11 protein-coding genes are annotated in these 18,671 nt (G+C 35.4%); 1 reads left to right on the top strand and 10 read right to left on the bottom strand.

Annotated elements, in window-relative coordinates; translation table 11 throughout:
- The first annotated feature begins 59 nt into the window (after nt 1–59).
- Nucleotides 60–1,604, top strand: a complete 1,545-nt coding sequence (locus E0F76_RS05325) for an aldehyde dehydrogenase (NADP(+)) (RefSeq protein WP_132002391.1) — start codon at nt 60–62, stop codon at nt 1,602–1,604.
- 70 nt (nt 1,605–1,674) lie between these two features.
- Here the strand turns inward: E0F76_RS05325 and E0F76_RS05320 are convergent, their stop codons facing one another.
- The 10 genes from E0F76_RS05320 to E0F76_RS05275 form a co-directional block, all read right to left on the bottom strand.
- The gene (locus E0F76_RS05320) at nt 1,675–2,391 is read right to left on the bottom strand and encodes a ribonuclease activity regulator RraA (RefSeq protein ID WP_132002388.1); all 717 of its coding nucleotides are present in this window, start codon (nt 2,389–2,391) and stop codon (nt 1,675–1,677) included.
- 104 nt (nt 2,392–2,495) lie between these two features.
- A complete protein-coding gene (locus E0F76_RS05315; RefSeq protein ID WP_132002385.1) occupies nt 2,496–4,802 on the bottom strand; it encodes a chondroitinase-B domain-containing protein in 2,307 nt (768 codons plus the stop codon).
- A 67-nt stretch (nt 4,803–4,869) separates the two neighbouring features.
- Entirely contained in the window at nt 4,870–6,774 is a 1,905-nt protein-coding gene (locus E0F76_RS05310; RefSeq protein WP_132002382.1) for a sialate O-acetylesterase, read from the bottom strand.
- Between the two features lie 197 nt (nt 6,775–6,971).
- Nucleotides 6,972–7,736 (bottom strand): SDR family NAD(P)-dependent oxidoreductase, encoded by a 765-nt coding sequence (locus E0F76_RS05305; RefSeq protein ID WP_132002379.1) that lies wholly within the window; start codon nt 7,734–7,736, stop codon nt 6,972–6,974.
- A gap of 25 nt (nt 7,737–7,761) precedes the next feature.
- Nucleotides 7,762–9,048 (bottom strand): MFS transporter, encoded by a 1,287-nt coding sequence (locus tag E0F76_RS05300; RefSeq protein ID WP_132002376.1) that lies wholly within the window; start codon nt 9,046–9,048, stop codon nt 7,762–7,764.
- Nucleotides 9,049–9,241: 193 nt separating this feature from the next.
- Entirely contained in the window at nt 9,242–9,946 is a 705-nt protein-coding gene (locus tag E0F76_RS05295; protein ID WP_132002373.1) for a FadR/GntR family transcriptional regulator, read from the bottom strand.
- Between the two features lie 483 nt (nt 9,947–10,429).
- On the bottom strand, nt 10,430–11,833 hold the full coding sequence (locus E0F76_RS05290; RefSeq protein WP_165932641.1) for a RagB/SusD family nutrient uptake outer membrane protein: 1,404 nt from the start codon (nt 11,831–11,833) through the stop codon (nt 10,430–10,432).
- 10 nt (nt 11,834–11,843) lie between these two features.
- Nucleotides 11,844–14,954, bottom strand: a complete 3,111-nt coding sequence (locus E0F76_RS05285) for a SusC/RagA family TonB-linked outer membrane protein (protein WP_132002367.1) — start codon at nt 14,952–14,954, stop codon at nt 11,844–11,846.
- 138 nt (nt 14,955–15,092) lie between these two features.
- A complete protein-coding gene (locus E0F76_RS05280) occupies nt 15,093–16,919 on the bottom strand; it encodes a chondroitinase-B domain-containing protein (RefSeq protein ID WP_132002364.1) in 1,827 nt (608 codons plus the stop codon).
- A gap of 203 nt (nt 16,920–17,122) precedes the next feature.
- Nucleotides 17,123–18,670 carry a RagB/SusD family nutrient uptake outer membrane protein gene (locus tag E0F76_RS05275; protein WP_132002361.1) on the bottom strand — a complete coding sequence of 516 codons (1,548 nt, stop codon included), beginning with the start codon at nt 18,668–18,670 and terminating at the stop codon, nt 17,123–17,125.
- Nucleotide 18,671 lies beyond the last annotated feature (1 nt).

Here is an 18,671-nt window from a genome sequence, read left to right as displayed (position 1 = left end):
AAAATAGCTGGGATTGATTTCCATTCAAGGAATAATAAATTAAAAAATACTATGTACAAATGAATACAAGCAATACATTTCACGCAATAAACCCTGCCAATAATGAACAATTGGAAAGTAAGTTTACGAATGCAACATTAGAAGAAGTTAATAAAGCTGTTCAAAAAGCAACAACAGCATTTGATATTTACAGAAAAAAGGATCAAATTAGTATTGCAGCTTTTTTGGATCAAATTGCTGACGAAATATTAAATTTAGGTGATGCACTTATAGAAAGATGCAACTTGGAAACAGGTCTTCCTGTCGCTAGATTACAAGGGGAAAGAGGAAGAACAATGAGTCAGTTGAAATTATTTGCAACTGTAGTTCGCGAAGGTTCATGGGTTGATGCAAGAATAGACACGGCAATTCCGGACAGGACTCCTTTGCCAAAATCAGACATCAGGCACATATTGATACCATTGGGACCTGTTGCCATATTTGGAGCGAGTAATTTTCCTCTGGCTTTTTCAACCGCCGGAGGTGACACGGCATCAGCTTTGGCCGCCGGTTGCCCTGTTGTCGTAAAGGGTCATGAAGCGCATCCTAAAACTTCGGAAATGGTTGCCGAAGCCATTTCAAAAGCAATAAAAATTTGCGGGATGCCCGAAGGCACTTTTTCACTGGTTCAAGGAAATTCAAGAACCGTTGGTGAGGCATTGGTTAAACATCCGGGCATAAAAGCAGTCGGGTTCACGGGATCGCATGCTGGAGGTAAAGCGTTATTTGATTATGCCAATGCACGTCCTGAACCTATTCCTGTATTTGCAGAAATGGGAAGTACAAATCCAGTGTTTATTCTACCTGGAATCCTTGAAGAAAGAGGGGAAGAAATTGCGACGGGAATGGCTGGGGCAATAACTATGTGTGTGGGGCAATTTTGCACTAATCCAGGACTTTCCTTTGTTCAAAAATCCGAAGGAGCCACTAAATTCTATAATCAATTAAAACATAAAATAAGCGAAGTTCCTGCGGGAGTAATGCTGACCCCAAACATAAAAAAGGCATATGATAAAGGGATTCAAAAAATATTGGATATTCATCAAGTAGAAGAATTTGCTGTTGGTTTTGAAGAAAATTCACCTAACAGTGCAACCCCCAGAATATTTAAAACTTCGATGGAGAATTTCATAAAAAATAATTCTTTGTCTACAGAGAATTTTGGACCATCGAGTGTATTGGTTGAAGCCCAGTCGAAAGAAGCTATTCTTGAAGCTGCAAGAAATTTGGAAGGACATCTAACGGCTACCGTTTTTGGAACACCTAAAGATTTTGCTGAATACAACGAATTATTTGATATTTTGGAATTGAAAGTAGGAAGAGTTCTGATTAACGGTTATCCTACAGGAGTTGAAGTTTGTCATTCAATGGTTCACGGAGGACCATATCCTGCAACAACAGCTCCTCAATCAACATCGGTGGGAACTGGTGCCATCAAACGTTTTGTGAGACCCGTTTGCTTTCAGGATTATCCAAATGAACTACTTCCCGAGGCTCTTAAAAATGAGAATATCGGGAATATTTGGAGACTTATTAATGGTGATTTTACAAAATCAAAACTATAATTTTTCAAAATATTGTTTCATAAAAAACCCATTAAAATTCATTTTTTAATGGGTTTTTTTAATGAAGCGATTAATTCCCTTTCGTGGTTTTCCAAGCCTCAAAATCAATTAAGGTGTTATCATTTGTTGGAGGATATAGCCCAATTACCGATCTTCCTTCTTGAACTTTTTCCAGCACAAAATTTTCAAAAAGCGTCATTTCAATACATTCATCTGCCACTTCATCGACAATGCCTGCGGGGATTACCATAACGCCGTCGTCATCGCCAACCAAGACATCGCCAGGAAAAACGGCTACATCCCCACAAGCAATGGGAACGTTGATATCAAGCGCTTCATGCAATGTCAAATTTGTGGGAGCAGCAGGCCTGTTATGATAAGAAGGAATGGCCAGATTCGCAATATTGGACGAATCCCTGAAGCCTCCGTCCGTCACAATTCCGGCGACACCCCTGACCATTAAACGTGTCACCAAAATATCGCCACCCGACGCCGCGCGTGCATCTTTTCGGCTATCAATTACCAATATATGACCCGGAGGACATTCTTCCACGGCTACTCTTTGTGGATGATCACTATTTCTGAAAACCGTTATGGGATTGCGATCTTCGCGTGCAGGGATGCATCTTAAAGTAAAGGCTTCGCCAACCATCGTAGGTTTGCCTAATTTTAAAGGTCTTACATCTTGAATAAATTGATTTTTCAATCCTTTTTTGAAAAGACAAGTTGCAATTGTAGGCGTACTTACCTTTCTTAATTTATCTCTAGTCGAGTCACATAGTGTCATCATTTGTGATTTATATTAAAAAAATGTTCGATAAACAAATAGCTGTATTTTTGGTAAAACAAATTAGGATTCTCTTTTAACGATAACCAACTATCTATTTGTTTCTAATACATCATTTTTTGTTTTAAATTTTGTTCTGTTTTAAATTCTCCCGAATTTGTAATTGTATTTTCTTTCGGTTGCTGGTTTTTTTCGCCCCAAAGGACTGCTATATATTTTATGGGATTGTTGAGAAAATTATTTTTTGAAATTGCCACATTCACAATTCCTTGTGTTTTTATCAATATCCCACTTTTCTCTTCTTTGCCGCAATTCGCAACAGTGTTATTATGAAAAACCAGGTTCCCTCCTATAGTGGATTCATCATAACCACCGCGATAATAATCTAGAATATTGCTTTGAACATTCTCAAATTTAGAATTCGTGATGTAAACAAACTCGGCATTATATTCGCCAAGATCATCATTTTCATCTGCTAACTTCAATCCTCTTTTGCAGTTTTTAATCACCGAATTGTCTATTGAAATCGTGTCTGCAAAAGAATCTTTGTAGGCATTCAAAACTCCATCGAAATCGCTTATTTCCGTGTTTTTTACCTTTAGATTATAGGCAGAAAACATTTCTTTTTCCTTGGTAGCAAAAGCGTGTTGGTTCTTTTCCCCTTTGAGAATAATATTTTCCAAGGTTAAATTTCCACCGGCTCCCATCAAGAAAGTTGGCGTGTTGGCTTGACCCGAATATTCTACCGTGGCTCTTTTCTTTTGGTCTTTGGACTTGATCGTGATTTTCTTGTCAATCGTCAAAGAAGCGGCAATCTTGTATATCCCTTTTTTTAATTCGATTACAGTTCCGGATGTCGCTTTGTCCAAAGCTTCCGTCAATTCATTTTCTGAAGCCACCCGAATTGTTTTAGAAGTTTCTTTTACTGCCTCATCTGAAAACCAATGTGCTCCATATGCTTTTTTATTGATTGTCCCTTTGCTCTTGTCAACCGGTAGAACGATTGCCCCCGTTCCATTTGCAGCCGCTCTACTATTTGAAAAAACATCCTTTTTTATATTCTCAAATTCAAATCCTGCATATAATTCTTTTTGGTCAACTGTAGGTATGTAAAGCCAATCAGACAACTTGGTCATTGCTAGGTTTTGCGTTTTAAGTCCATCGCTTTTAACATCACTTTTGTTGACGCTGTTGATGAAATTATTTTTGAACAAAACACCATCAACTTTGTCGTATGCCTTTATTGGAAACTCATCGCCTTGATGATTAAAAATAATATTATTGGCCACAATCATTCTGTCGGGTCTGGCGGAACGTATTTCTTGCGCAGGCAAAACATCGCTTTTATCCATATTGGCACCCACGCTAAACTGCCAAGGAGTCTTGCAATCGACAAAAGTATTGTAAGCCACGACTGCATCCGTCACTTGATTGTAGCGGTTTTGAGGTGATTTAGGAACGCCATTCATGACTGCCAAAGCACTTCTAAATTCTTTCCCTTTAATTTTATAAAAATAATTGTTGATAATCAGGTGCCCCGTATTGATCACCCGTATTCCACCCATAAATTCAGAATTGTCGTCGCCAATGAATATATTCCCGTCGATGGTGCAATAATTTCCATGTCTCAAAACCAAGGAACCTTCGCATTTATAAAAAATGTTGTTTCTGTATTCGTTATTGTTGGATTTGTTCGAAATAATCTCCACTTCGCCGTCGCATCGTTCAAAAAGATTATTGGCAACATTGGTATAAGATGGCGCCATTGATGTATTGCTGTCCCCAATTTGCAGGGTTTCGCCGTGCGGCCCTCCTTTACGGGGTCTTGGTCCAAAGTGGTTGTTGGTAATCTGATGATAGTTGTTAATGTGTTCGTTCCCTTTCAAGGCCACCAAAATTGTGGGTCCCGAATTAGATTTTCCGGTAACAGAACAATGGTCTAACTGATTGTGCCTTCCCCAAAATTCTATCCAATGGTCTTCTTTATTGCGATTAAGTTGCGTGAAATCTTCGATAACACAATCCAATACTTTACAGTTATTGGCAATGGTTTTGGAATCAATGCGAAAATCAATAACGGAATTCGACGGAGTATATCCGTTTTTGAAATAAAGTCCTCTAACTTCTAGATAAGTTCCTCCAATTTTTAAATCAGAAACCCCTTCAATGGTTACTTTACCTGATGTTTCCGCACGTAGAACAATGGGGGCGTCTTTCGTTCCTTTTCCATAAAATTTAATCTGGACATCTTTCCAAACGCCATTTGCAAGAATGATTTCGTCACCAGCAACGGCATTTTTGACGGCGGATTTTAACTCTTCCTGGTTATTTACTTTAATAGTGTTGCCGATTTCTTTTTTTCCAAAGGAAAATAACGTTAAGACAACACAAAAAAACAACAAATTTCTCATCAATTCCATTTTTAAAAATTATCAAAACAAATCCAGTATTCAATCAACATAATCTAAAAAAGTGCAATCACAAACCATCAGTTCTAAAAGGCGGAGTTGCTAGTCCGTCTTTGTTATAAAGCATTACTTTTCCTGGTGCGTCATCCCATAGATACCGAACTTCTTTAGGCTCAGAAACTTTGTCGCTGCCCAACTTTATGGTTTTCATGTCATTTTGCAACTTTCCGTTTGCGGGATAGAATTTATTGTCGTTGCCGGCAATCATGAAACCGCTAATGCCAGATTTGGGAGTTTCAGGAGCAAATATCCCGTTTTTAAAAGTAACTAGTATTGAATTTCCTTCCGTTTTGTATTTTTCAAAAATAGGAGCCGAAGCAGGCAATTCTTTTTTACCATAGGCCAGATTTCCGGCAATCACTGCCATTCTTTTCCCCACAACCTGTTTGTGGATTGGATGAATGTTGTCGTCAGTACCAACGTCAATCAATACTGCCATTCCGGTATTTTTTAATTCCAATGCTTTTGCCTGTGATTCACGAAGTGTAACCCAACGATTGTTTTGATTGGCATAATTGGGCAATTGGGCAAAAATGAAAGTAAAATCCGAATTCCATTTACTTCGCCAATCGGTAATCATATCTTTAAATAAATCGGCATATTCAATGGCATTTTTAGAATTTGCTTCAGCTTGATACCAAATGACACCCTTGATCTTGATTCCCAAAAACGGCGCAACCATTCCGTTATACAATGAAGTTGGATATAAGTTTGGATGTTGCCATACAGGAACTTCTTCAATAGTTTTGGTTCCTATTTCATATTTCCAATCCCCAGCCAAAGAAATCTTTTGCTGGCCTGTTTGTAGGTAGATAGCTTCTTTCGCACTTCGGAAACCGCCAATATCACCATTGTTTTTTATGCGAATGGTAATGGTGTTTTTTCCAGCAATGAACATTGTATTAGAAATTTTGTATAAACGATCCAAATCTTTTAATCTACTTTGACCAACAACTTTTCCGTTGATATAAGTAATGTCTTCATTGTCTATGCGACCAATGCTCAAAAGCAATTCTTTATCGGACAAATCTTTCTGGGATAATTCAAAAGTTTTAGTAATCCACACGATACCATTGCTTGGTGTTATTTTTGCTGTTTCCCAAAAAGTCGGCACATTTAGGGTTTTCCACGATGATTTGTCATAAGTACTATCGAACCAATTTTGCTGCGTTCCAACATCCAGTTTATCCACTTTTGCATCCCAGTTCTTAAAGTCTTTGTAGTAATTTTTAATTAAATCCGAAAAATTGAGATTTTTCATTTCTGCAATTACCTTTTTGGCGGACTCGTGTTTCCCCATCATATCCTCACTCATCCAAGCCTCAATGTTGGTACCGCCCCAAGAAGAATTTATCAATCCAATGGGAACATTATATTCCTGATACAGTTCTCTTCCAAAAAAATAAGCAACAGCCGAAAATCCTAAAGCATTTTCGGGAGAACAAGTTTCCCATTGTCCCTTCTCGATGTCCTTTTGTGGCAAACCAGCCATAGTTCTCGATACTTGCAGCAATTTTATTTTTTCATAATTGGCTTTCGAAAGTTCTTCTTTTCCATTTAAAGCATCTTCCAATTTCCAACCCATATTAGATTGCCCAGAACAAAACCAAACATCTCCAACATAAACATCTTCTAAAATAATTGTATTGTCTTCGGCAATTGCCATTTTATAAGGACCTCCTGCTTTTTGTGCCCTAAAATCAATAGTCCACTCGCCATTTGCATTGGCTTTGGTCTCTATATTCGTGTTGTTAAAGTTAATTTTTACAGTTTTTCCAGCATCCGCCCAGCCATAAATTGTTATGGGAGCGTCACGTTGTAAAACCATGTGGTTTGAAAAAAACTTGGGTAATGTTACTTTCGCAAAAAGGGAAGCTGAAGAAAATAATAAAAGAAAAGAAATAAGATGTTTCATGACCTATAAAAAATTAAAAGCGTTAAAGCAAAGTATTAAATTGATTCCTCTTTTTTTTAGAACCAATCCCAAAAAAGCCGAAGCCTGCATCAAAAAAAACTTTAAATTAAACAAGTGTTTTTATTGCTGCAGGCTTTTAGCTTGTAATGTATTAATGATTAAAAATCAATTAGGCATTTTTATATAATCCAAATTAATTATATACCTAAAGCCTGACCTCCACCTATTTGGATAGTTTCAGCTGTCAAGAAGGATGCATCATCACTTACCAAGAAAGCCACAACAGCAGCTACTTCTTCTGGCTCACCTAATCTACCCATCAAAATTGTATTTTTCCAAGAAGCAAAAACTTCAGGTTTAGTAGCTTTAATTTGTGCGTGAAAAGGGGTGTCTATTGTACCGGGAGATACCGCATTTACTCTAATTCCGTACTCTGCTAAATCTTTAGCTAAAGCTCTAGTGATAGATTGCACCCCACCTTTAGAGGTTGCGTAAATACCAGCTCCAGGACCAGCACCATTCCAAGCTGCATTTGATGTATAGTTTATGATAGAAGCTTTTTCTCCCTTTTTAAGAAAAGGTATAGCGGCTCTTGAAGCAAAAAATACTGAATCAAGATTCAAAGCCATAACGAATTTATATTCCGCCGTTGTCATTTCTTCAAATCTAGCTCTAACACCTATACCACCGGCATTATTTACCAGAACATCTATTTTTCCGTATTTTTCTCCAATTTTATTGATATTGGCCGTAACATCCACATCATTTGTCACATCAAAACCATAGTACTCTGCTGAAATACCTTCTGCAGCAAGTTCTGCCACTCTTTTAGCCCCCGCTTCATCTTCTATACCGTTTAAAACGACTGTATATCCATCTTTACCTAATCTTTTTGCCACTGCGAAACCAATTCCTCCAGTTGCACCCGTTACAACTGCTACTTTTCCTGTTAACTTACTCATCTTATTTAATTTAAATTTTGTTTAATTATTTTTCTACTGATTCTATGTTTCGTGCAAAGAAGTAAATAGCTCCAATTCCTAAAGGAACAAATACAGCAATGGCAATAAAAATTGGAGTATAGGATACAACTGCGATTTTAGGCACTAAAAAGTTCATGATAATAACCGAAAACACGCCAACCATTCCGCCCAACCCGGCCAATGAACCAACTGATTTTCCGCTAAATAAATCACTTGGCAACGTTTGGACATTTCCAATTGAAAACTGGAAACCAAACAATACGACAAATACAATTGAAACGAAACGTTCAGGCGTCGTGGCAAAAAGCACCGTTGCAATTAACCCAATCAACATAATGATTCCTCCTATTAATATCGTGGTCTTTCTTCCTTTGTCAATGGAATTTGTTCTTGCTATAATTTTTCCGGAAACGTATCCTCCAGCTATACTACCGATGGCAGCACCCACATAAGGTACCCAGGCAAACATCCCTACTTCCTTGACGTCAAAACCGTAAACATCAAACAAATAAATTGGCATCCAGCCCACAAACAACCACCAAATAGGCTCCAAGAACAAACGTCCGATAACAATTGCCCAAGATTCTCTATGTGATAAAATTTCTTTAAGGCTCAATCCTTTAGTATCTTCGGTAGCATTTTGGTCTGCTTTGCTTTGTCCTTCCAAAATATACTTTTGTTCTTCTGCAGTAATCCAAGGGTGTTTTTTAGGTCCGGCTTTATTTATAAGCAACCAAGGTATAATCCACAGAATCCCGAAAGATCCCACAACCATAAAAGTAATTCTCCAACCATAAGCAACAAAAAGAGCCGCAATAAAAGGTGGCGCAATTACCGAACCAATAGAAGCTCCTGCATTAAACAATCCTTGAGCGATGGCACGCTCTTTAATCGGAAACCATTCGGCATTACTTTTTACGCCTCCAGGCCAGTTTCCCGCTTCTGATAATCCCAAAGTACTTCTGAAAAACGCAATTGAAAATAGGCCTCGAACCGTTGAATGCATAAAGGATGATATTCCCCAAACACCGATGCTGATTACATATCCAATTCTTGTCCCTACTTTATCAAACAATTTTCCGGAAAAAAGTTGCCCAAGCGCATAGAAAACCATAAAAACATTTAGAATATACCCATAATCATCTTTTGTAAGTCCCAATGACTGGGAAATAGAACCTTTAACATTTTCATTGCCCCACATAATAGAAAGCGCACTTCTATCAATGTAATTTATAACCGTGGCTAAAAATATTAGTCCAATAATCATCCATCTTAATCCTTTAACTTTCATTATATTATGTTTTATTTAGAGCTGTTTCTTATTAAAAATAAACCTTGGAATTCCTGTACCTGTATTTTTCAATAAGGTAAAACATGATTTTAAAAATCTAAAATTTGTATTTAGGAGGCAATCGAGCTATGAAAAAACTAAAAATTTTTTTTATATATTTTTTTAGTTGTTTATAATTTTATCCCTTGCAGTATTATTCAATGTTATAACAATACTGATATAGTGCCTTAAAATGTTCTTTCATTTTTTGTTTTGCCAGCTGTGGATTCTGGGCTATAATAGCCTCATAAATATCCGTATGCTCCTTAATCCCCATTGCAGCCTGATTGTCATCGCAGACATGGTGTTTTCCAAAATTGGTGATAATCTCGGGAGTTATTATTAACATCAAATTGTTTATGGTTGTATTCCCACTGGCTCTTGCAATGGCTAAATGAAAAAGCAAATCTTCTTGCACAGCATCTTCTCCGTTTAATACTTTTGTCGTATAAGCTTCTAAAGCCGCCTTAATCTTTATTAAATCATCTTCCGTTCTTCTTATTGCGGCTAGCCTAACTGTTTTAAGTTCCAATAAAATTCTTGTTTCAACCAGCGATTTAAAATTGAAATCCTCCAATTCCAAAATATCGTCTATTATACCATTCATTGCAATTACACCAATATTCGCAACAAAAGTTCCACTTTGGGGGATTGATTTTAGTATGCCATAATATTCTAATTTTTGTATCGCTTCACGAACACTACTCCTACTTACTCCAAATTTTTCAGACAACATTCGTTCCGATGGCAGCTTATCGTCTGGTTCTAAATTTTTGAAATTGATATAATCCTTGATTTTTGAAATTATGCCATTCATAGTCTCGCGATGATCTTTTTTAACGTGTACTTCTAATTTCATAATTTTTAATTTAAAGTAAATTTGGTTAACCAGATTGGTTTGTGCGAAATTACAAAAAAATCCAACATAAAATAGAAATAATTGATATAAAAACCATCTGAAAAATAATTTTCTTTTGGCTCAAAAACTGGTTTACCAATTTGGATAACCAAATGTACTTTCTTTTTTTTATTAAAAAAAATTAAAACCTAAAAATTTTTAAAATTTTTATTTATGTCCCATTTTTTGTATTTTTTCCTTTAATTAAATCCTATTTAAAAGAATTATAAGCAATAGTTAAAAATTTTATACCTTATTTTTTACCAAGATTATTCAGTATTAAATTCAATTTTCTCTTGAAATTTCGGAATGATTTATAAGCGTCAAAATCTAACCATTGATTTTATTTTTCAACAAAAGAATTTCCATAATCTTTAACTCAGGAGTTAAAATCAGCTGGGTTATAAAAGTTGATACAAAATATAACCCAACTGAATAATTTCTCTAATATAGTGGGTTTTGAACTAACAAACCTTTGCTCGAATTTATTTCTGATTGAGGTAAAGGCAGTAATAAGTCTTTAGTAGTAGTAAAAGTATTTGAGTAGGCACTCAATACAGTATTCGCAATACCAAAACGAATCAAATCATACAAGCGTTGATTTTCAAAGGCAAATTCAACTCTTCTTTGATCAAGCAACATTGTTTTAGTAATTGAAGTACTAACAACAGGTGCAACAAAAGAACGGTTGCGAACTTTATCGTAGGCCGCAATTGCTGCAGCATCATTAGTTGAAGTTCCTGTTCCCATAACAGCCTCTACATACAGCAAAAGAACATCGGCCATTCTCAATACAATCCAGTCATTACCAGCCTGAGCAGCAACTATGGAATTTTTTGTGAATTTGTTATTTTGACCATATGATGTACTCGTTGCACCAACAGTCGTAAGGAGATTAGTTGTAAATCTAAGATCTGTGGTAGAATTTACAGTCAAAAAAGTTCTTAAATTAGCAGTAGCATAATTCAATGCATTACCTGCAATAGTCATCTGAATTGAAAAATCTTGACTTTCAAATCTACTATCATTTACAAAAGGAATAGCAAATAATATTTCATTGTTAGCTTCTGTATAAAACACAGATTTGTATGCTTCTAATGTAGGAGGTGACAGGGTTTGCAATGAATATTTATTTGAACTAGTATCATTAATCAAAGAAGTTAAAAGAGGCAAGGCTTCCGAATATTTAAACTGTGTTAAATAAACCTTTGCTAACAATCCTTGAGCGGCTCCTTTAGTCGCACGACCAAATGTAGTTGATGTTCTTGATGGTAATCCTGCAATTGCTCCAGTAAAATCAGCTTCAATTAAAGCATAAACATCGGCAACTGGTTTTTTAACAAAATAGGTTGTTTCTGTTGGAGTCACTAATTTATCAACCAATGGAACTTCACCATAAGCACGTACTAAATTAAAATACGCCAATGCTCTAGAAAATTTGGCTTCTGCAATATAATTTACCTTTTTAGCAGCATCTTTCATCACATCAATATGTGCTAAAACGGTATTGGCTCTAAAAATAACATTGTAGTTTGCAGTATAATACCCTGCAGATACTGAATTTGTAGGATCAACATTAAATGTTTCTAATTGTTGATACTCCCCTTCGTGGATTCTAGAAGTTGCATTATCAGAACGCATTTCAGTTAAAGTAAACTCTCTCATAGGAATTGCTTGTAATCCATCATAAACTCCAAGAACTAAACCTAAAATATCTTTATCTGTTTTGTAAAATTCTTCTTCATAAGTACTGGATATAGGCTTCAAATCTAAATCATCTTTTGTACAAGAAGTTAATACTCCTAAAAGTAACAAGCTTCCGAAAATTGTATATTTTATTTTTTTCATAATTCTAAATTTAAAATTGAACATTTAATCCAAATGAAATTGTTTTGGAGATTGGAGCAGCACCAACTTGATACCCATTTGTCAACGGAGAAGTTGATCCAGGAAAAATACCTTCAGGATTATAACCCGTATAATCTTTGGCCATAATGTACATCAAGTTTTGAGCAGCAAAATAAAATCTCAATTTAGATAAGCCAAAATTATTGACAATGTCTTTAGAAAAAGTGTATCCTAAATTGATGTTTCTCAAAGCTATATAAGAAGCATCTTGAACATCATCACTGGTGAAAATTCTTTGTTGTACTAGAGCACCATCAGGAAAAGCTGTTTGAGCTGGTGTAAGTCCATTAGCAGGAGCAGCAGCTGTAGTCGTAGCAAAATCCTGATAAACATTAAACTCATTATTCATATACTGTGAATCAAGAGTTCTAACTTCTGCACCGTGAGATCCTTGGAACATAAAACTTAAATCCAGATTTTTATATTTGAAGTTGTTCGTTAAACTCCACACAAAATCAGGATAAGGATTACCTAGAATAGTTCTGTCATCGGTGGTAATTTTTCCATCACCATTAATATCTTCTACATAAACATCTTGAGGTTGACCGCTTATTGGGTACATTGGATTAACAATATATTTTGGATCAATTTCTTTAGTTTTCACATAACCATAGTAAGAGGAAATTGGGTGTCCTTCAAGTGCAATCCATTCCGCAGCACGTTTAGGATCAACAACACTGACTAAACCATCGTTCCCTTCAAAATCGATTAAAGTATTTTCATTGTGTGACAACAAAGCAGAAGATGTCCAAGAAAAATTCTCGTTTTTTATATTAGTGGAACGCAATTCCAATTCGAACCCTTTGTTTTGTACTTCACCAGCATTGGTCAAATAAGTTGAAAAACCCGTAACTGACGAAGTAGGTAAATTCAATAATAAATCTTGGTTTGTTCTTTGATAATAATCTAAAGAGAATCCGAACGCACCCCCATAAAAAGCAGCGTCGATACCAGGATTGAATTCTACTAATTTTTCCCATTTTAGGTCATCATTAGCAAGATTTGAAACTGTGTATCCTGTTGCTCCTGTAGTTGCAAAACCAGTTCCAGTAGCATTAATTACAGCTTGACTAGCGTATTCATCTATTCCTGCATTGTTGCCTGTTGCACCATAACTCGCTCTTACTTTTAAGTCAGTAATAACTTTGCTATCTGAAAGAAATTTTTCGTTTGAAAGCCTCCAACCAACAGATGCTGCTGGAAAATAACCAAACTTGTTGTTTGAACCAAATTTTGAACTACCATCAGCCCTAATACTCAAAGACAATAAGAATCTATCATCATAGGCATAATTTGCTCTAGATAAATATGAAATTAATCGATCCGCTTTTTGAGTAGTAAAACCACCATTAGCAGAAACATTGGTTGGACTAATCGTTTTAATCAAATCATTTGTATAACCCGTACCTAGAAGGGAGAGTGTTTCAGATGCAAAATCTTCATAAGTATAGGCCGCCACAACAGAAACATCGTGTTTGCCATATGTTCTATGATAATCAAACAAACTTTCCAATGCTAAATGGGTAGTGGTTACCGTTCCGTATGAAGATGACGCATTTGAAGCCGCTGTTACCGAAAATGCTTTAGGCGAAGCAAAATTGACATTCTTTATCAAACGGTAATCACCTCCAACAGTTTGTTTGAAACTAAAGTGCTCATTAAAATTATATTTTAAATAAGTGCTACCATACATTTTGGTTTGAAATACTCGGTTATCTCTTTCAACCACGTTAGCGTATGAATTTCCATCATTCGTGACAGTTATGGAAGTTGTGCCTGTGCCAGAAGTATTTGTTGCAAGGTTATAATTGGTAAAAAATCTCTCTTCTGCATAATCCCCTACTTTAATGTCGTTTGCAGTAATAAAAGAAGGATTTACATATTTGATAGAATTTTCATCCAGAAAAATTGGCAACCAAGATTGTTGACGAATGTAATTGATATTTCCAGTACCCGCTGCAAACAAACGCTGATTAGTATAGGATGGATTCAACATAACTCCATATTCCAATTTACCAGATTTGGTGTCTAAATTAACCGTGAAGTTGTATTTTTTGAAATCATCAGTCAATTGAACTCCTTCGTCGCTATTATAACCCAAAGAAGCTCTAAATTTTGTATTGGCAGACCCTCCACTTATAGATAAATTATGATCCGTAATCATACCTCCATCATACATAACCTCCTCCCAATTGGTATAAGTACCCATACGCTTAATCATTTCCATTTGAGGAGTCAAAACACCATTATTTTGAGCCAAAACACGTTCCGACCACTTTGCTGGACTTGACATTATATTCTGACTTGGCACATATTTATACCCTGTATAAGTATTGTATGAAAATATAGCATTACCTTCTTTACCCTTTTTATTAGTAATCATTACCACACCATAAGCTCCTCTTGACCCATAAATAGAAGCCGATGAGGCATCCTTTAAAATCTCAATGGATTCTACATTATTCATATCTAAACTTCCTAAAAAGTCAGCATCATTTCCTAACACAACACCATCAACCACAATTAATGGACTACCTGCAAAAGACACTGAACCTTGTCCTCTTACTTTTATGGTAGGCGCTCCTCCAGCCGTAGGATTCGTCTGCAAAATAGTCACACCCGCAACCTGACCATTCAATGCATCATCAACACGAGAAGTAGGTATTTGGTCTAAAGTTTTATTTGTCACTTTTGAAATAGAACCAGTTAAGTTTTTCTTTTTCTGTGTTCCATAACCTATTACGACTACTTGTTCTAATTGATTCTCACTACTAGTTAAAACTACATTTAAAGTTTTTTGATTGGCAATGGCAAAAACCTGATTGTTATACCCAATAAAGCTAAACTGAATTTGATCTCCAGTTTTTACAGAAATCGAATAATTGCCATCGAAATCAGTTGTAGTTCCTCCTTTGGAATTAACGACAACATTTACCCCTGGAATCGGAGCCTTGTCTGATGCTGAAATCACCTTACCTGTTAATGTGTATCTACTTTGAGAAAAGACCACTACATTAAACAAAAAAGCTATCAACAGCAAAAGTTTAATTTTTAATTTCATAATTTAGTTGGTTTAGTTAATAATTTTTCTGGTTATCCAAATTGGTTATCCAATTTGGATAATCAAATGTACATTCTTTTTTTAATTAAAAAAATTAAATCATAAAATTTTTTAAAATTATCAATAAAATATCATCTTTTATTGTTTAATTACTTTATAATTCACTTGCTTTCCATCTAGGTTAACCCTTAAAAAATACACGCCTGAAGCCTGGTTGTCAAGACTTAATTGAATCCTTCCTGAAACAACAGGATAAACTCCTTTTCCTACGACCTGTCCGTGGATATTAAATAATTCTACTTCAATTTCATTTTGCAAAAATGGAATTGCCAATTCAATATATCCTTTCGTGGGATTTGGGTAAAGCAGGGCCGCTGGAGCACTTGATGTGACGATAGAAAGACTTTCTTCTGGCGAATTTGGGCCTACATCGTTAATTGTTACAGGGAAATAAGTAATAAGCTCTGTGCTGAAATTATCCGCGCCAGCGTTGCTAATTGATGGTCGTGGCTGACCATCTATATCTTCATTCACATTTAAAGAAGTAACAGCATCTGCAATGATCGGAGATGTATTTGTAGCTTTCCAGATTGTACCATTTAATGAGAGATTTGGATTCTGAACTAAAACTTGATCAGCTGTAAACGCAGAACCTCCGGTGACTAGCTGTGCTGTTTCTGTTGGATACATTATATTGTTAAACCATGTAACTCCTCCCTGTTGATCCGCATAAATTTTAACCAGATTATTTTGTGACCCAACGACTAAATTGTTGGCAATTTTAATATCCAATAATTTTTTATTATACGAACCATCTGCCTTTGGATATCCAAGTTCAATTCCGTACGCATTATTTACCAACGTATTGTAGGCAATAGTAATACGCTCTGGTCTGTAATGCAAACTAAAATTAGTACTTGAACCAGTAATTACTTCTCCTTGGGTCAATGTTATTGGTGCGTCCCAAACTGTTCCTTGCAAACCTTCGAAGTAATTGTTTACAATAACATGGTCTGTTCCATAAACCCTAACGCCACCTGTATAAATTGTTTGCGTTTCGAACATTGCATTTTCCTTTCCTCCTCCAAAGAAGTAATTACCTTCTACTCGGGTTCTATTGCCTTGACGAAGTGTCAATGTTCCATGATTTCTATTAAATGTATTATGTCGAATCAAATTATCATTTGATTTCACGGAAACAATTTCTGGATCACCATCGCATTCCTCAAACAAATTAAATTCAACGGTTGTAAAACCACTGGAATTACATAACAGACTATTTCCTATTCTGATGGATTCCTTCTCATTTTCAGCTCTTGGAAAGTTTTTGTAAAAATAGTTGTGATCAATTCTATCATGATGAGACTGGTAATTTTCGGTTTGTGCTTCGTTATAAGTTCCATCAATTGTAATGAAATTTCCTCCGGTAAGCTTGTTTTTAAAAATATTATGGTCTATTCTATTATGATGACTCAAAAATTGAAAAGTATAATCATTATAAGTACCCCCAACTACAATCCATTTTATCGAAGTTGGTGTGTTTAATTCAAAAACATTTTTTGAAATTCGGATATTATTGGATGCCTCCAATTTTATCAAAGTATTACTGCCCGTGCAATTAAATACAAATCCTTCGAAAATAATATAGGCCGATTTTTTAAATACAAAACGAGAATCTCCAGTTAAAGTAACACCTCCTACCGTTTCCGCTTTAATCGTAATCGGATTTTGTGCCGTAGCCACTTTGGTAAAGGATGCATAAAAATTAGCGTATGAGCCATTTTTAAGTATAACCGTGGCTCCCGGAGCGGCTGTATTTACAGTGGTCTGCAAGCTAGAAGCGGTTGTAACTATTTGCGAATGCATATTTACACCAAAAACGGTTATTACCGCTATTGTAAAAAAGAATTTAAGATTCATAACCATTGAAAAGGCAAATTGCTTAATTGGAGTAATTATCTTCATTTTTTAAAATTTAAAATTTTACATGTTTTTTTTGGTTTTCCAAATTGGCTTACCAAATTGGCTTACCAAATGTAACCTAAAATTATCTAACTTTAAATATTTTTTATAATAGATTTAAAACATCAACAAAAAACACCCAATATCGCTGCTTTATAACAGTTGATATTGGGTGTTTTAAAAAATTTAAACTTAAAGTATATCCCTTAGTAACCCGGATTTTGCGGAATCGTTATAAACGAATTGGTATCAATTTCATACTGAGGAATAGGCAACAAAAACATATTCGGATTAGCATTTGCTTGCATTTGCGCCAAGGACAATCTTGGTTCTGTATAAGTAATATAATAAATTGGATACATGTAAGCAAAATGATTATCAATTGTAGTCTCTGATTTTATTGTTGTCATTGTTGTATCAAAACGTAATAAGTCAAAGAAACGTTGATTTTCGAAAGCAAATTCCCATCTTCTTTCATCTGCTAAGGCTTTTTCAAATACTGCAATATTTGCTATATCGGGTGTTACTGTTGCTCCAGTTGCTCTTTTGTGAATTAGATTGATTTGCGTCCAGCTAGAAGTTGTGTTTCCTTGAGCTTCAGATAGCATCAACAACACATCTGCATATCGAATTACCGGCCAGTCATTCTCTGCATCATTGATTAATGCAGGTTTAGACATAAATTTGTTAACATATATTTGATCTGGTCTTCCTATTGAATACACTGCAATATTTACTGCTTTTCTTAAATCATCGGCTGCATAAGAATCTATCAATTCACGACTTGGAGAATTGTAGCTTCTTCCAGATCCAATAATAATTGATGAACCACTATTGATGGGAGCAAATTGATTAGGTAATGAATTCCCTAAGCTCAAACCACCAGTTTTGAATCGAACCGCAAAAATAATTTCCGAATTCATCTCATTAGTAATGGAGAAAATATTTGCATAAGTAGCTTGCAAGCCATAACCACTGTTTAGGATAATATCATTAAGTAAGGTAATGGCATCTGTTTTTTTATTCAAATTCAAATATACCTTTGCCAATAATGCTTTTGCAGCCCAACTATTGGCAGTCCCAACCTCTGTGGCTGGAATAGCGGCGAATTTTGTTTTACTACCATTATTAGAGGCAATAACTAAATCTGCAACAATTAGTTTATAAATGTCTGCAACAGAAGAACGGTTTATTTGTTTGGCTTCTACTGGAGATATTGGCTCATCTATAAGAAAAACACCTCCATAAAGACGTACTAAATTATAGTATTGCATGGCACGAATAAAACAAGCCTCCGCTACGAAAGATTTACGTTCTGCATCGGTTAATGTTGCCTTACTTGCAGCAGCAACTTCTATAACTCCTGAAGTTTTATTATAATTTGCCCCCAATGAATTTAAAACTAAATTAGCTGATTTGATGGCATAATAACTATTAGTCCAATAACTTTCTATTCCTGGATGAGAAGTACTTGGATAAAAACGATCCAAATAATCCAAATCAAAGTTTGAAACTGCAGTAGTACCAGGACTGCTCATTATAGAATTATCGCTGCGTAATTCTGTCAAGGACCATTCATTTGAAACAGGTTTTTGAAGGGAGTTATAACAACCATTTAAAGCAGTACGAATTTCAGCAGCGGTAGTGTAAAAAGTACCCGTATTTACATTATTCTCCGGATATTGATCAATAATATCACTACAACTACCAAGTGTTACAAATAAGACAAGTGTTATATATTTTAAAGTTTTCATA

This window comes from Flavobacterium cellulosilyticum, from assembly GCF_004349355.1.
GTDB classification, from domain to species: domain Bacteria; phylum Bacteroidota; class Bacteroidia; order Flavobacteriales; family Flavobacteriaceae; genus Flavobacterium; species Flavobacterium cellulosilyticum.
Note: the sequence above shows the minus strand (reverse complement) of the source record. Positions and strands in the feature narration are given on the sequence as shown.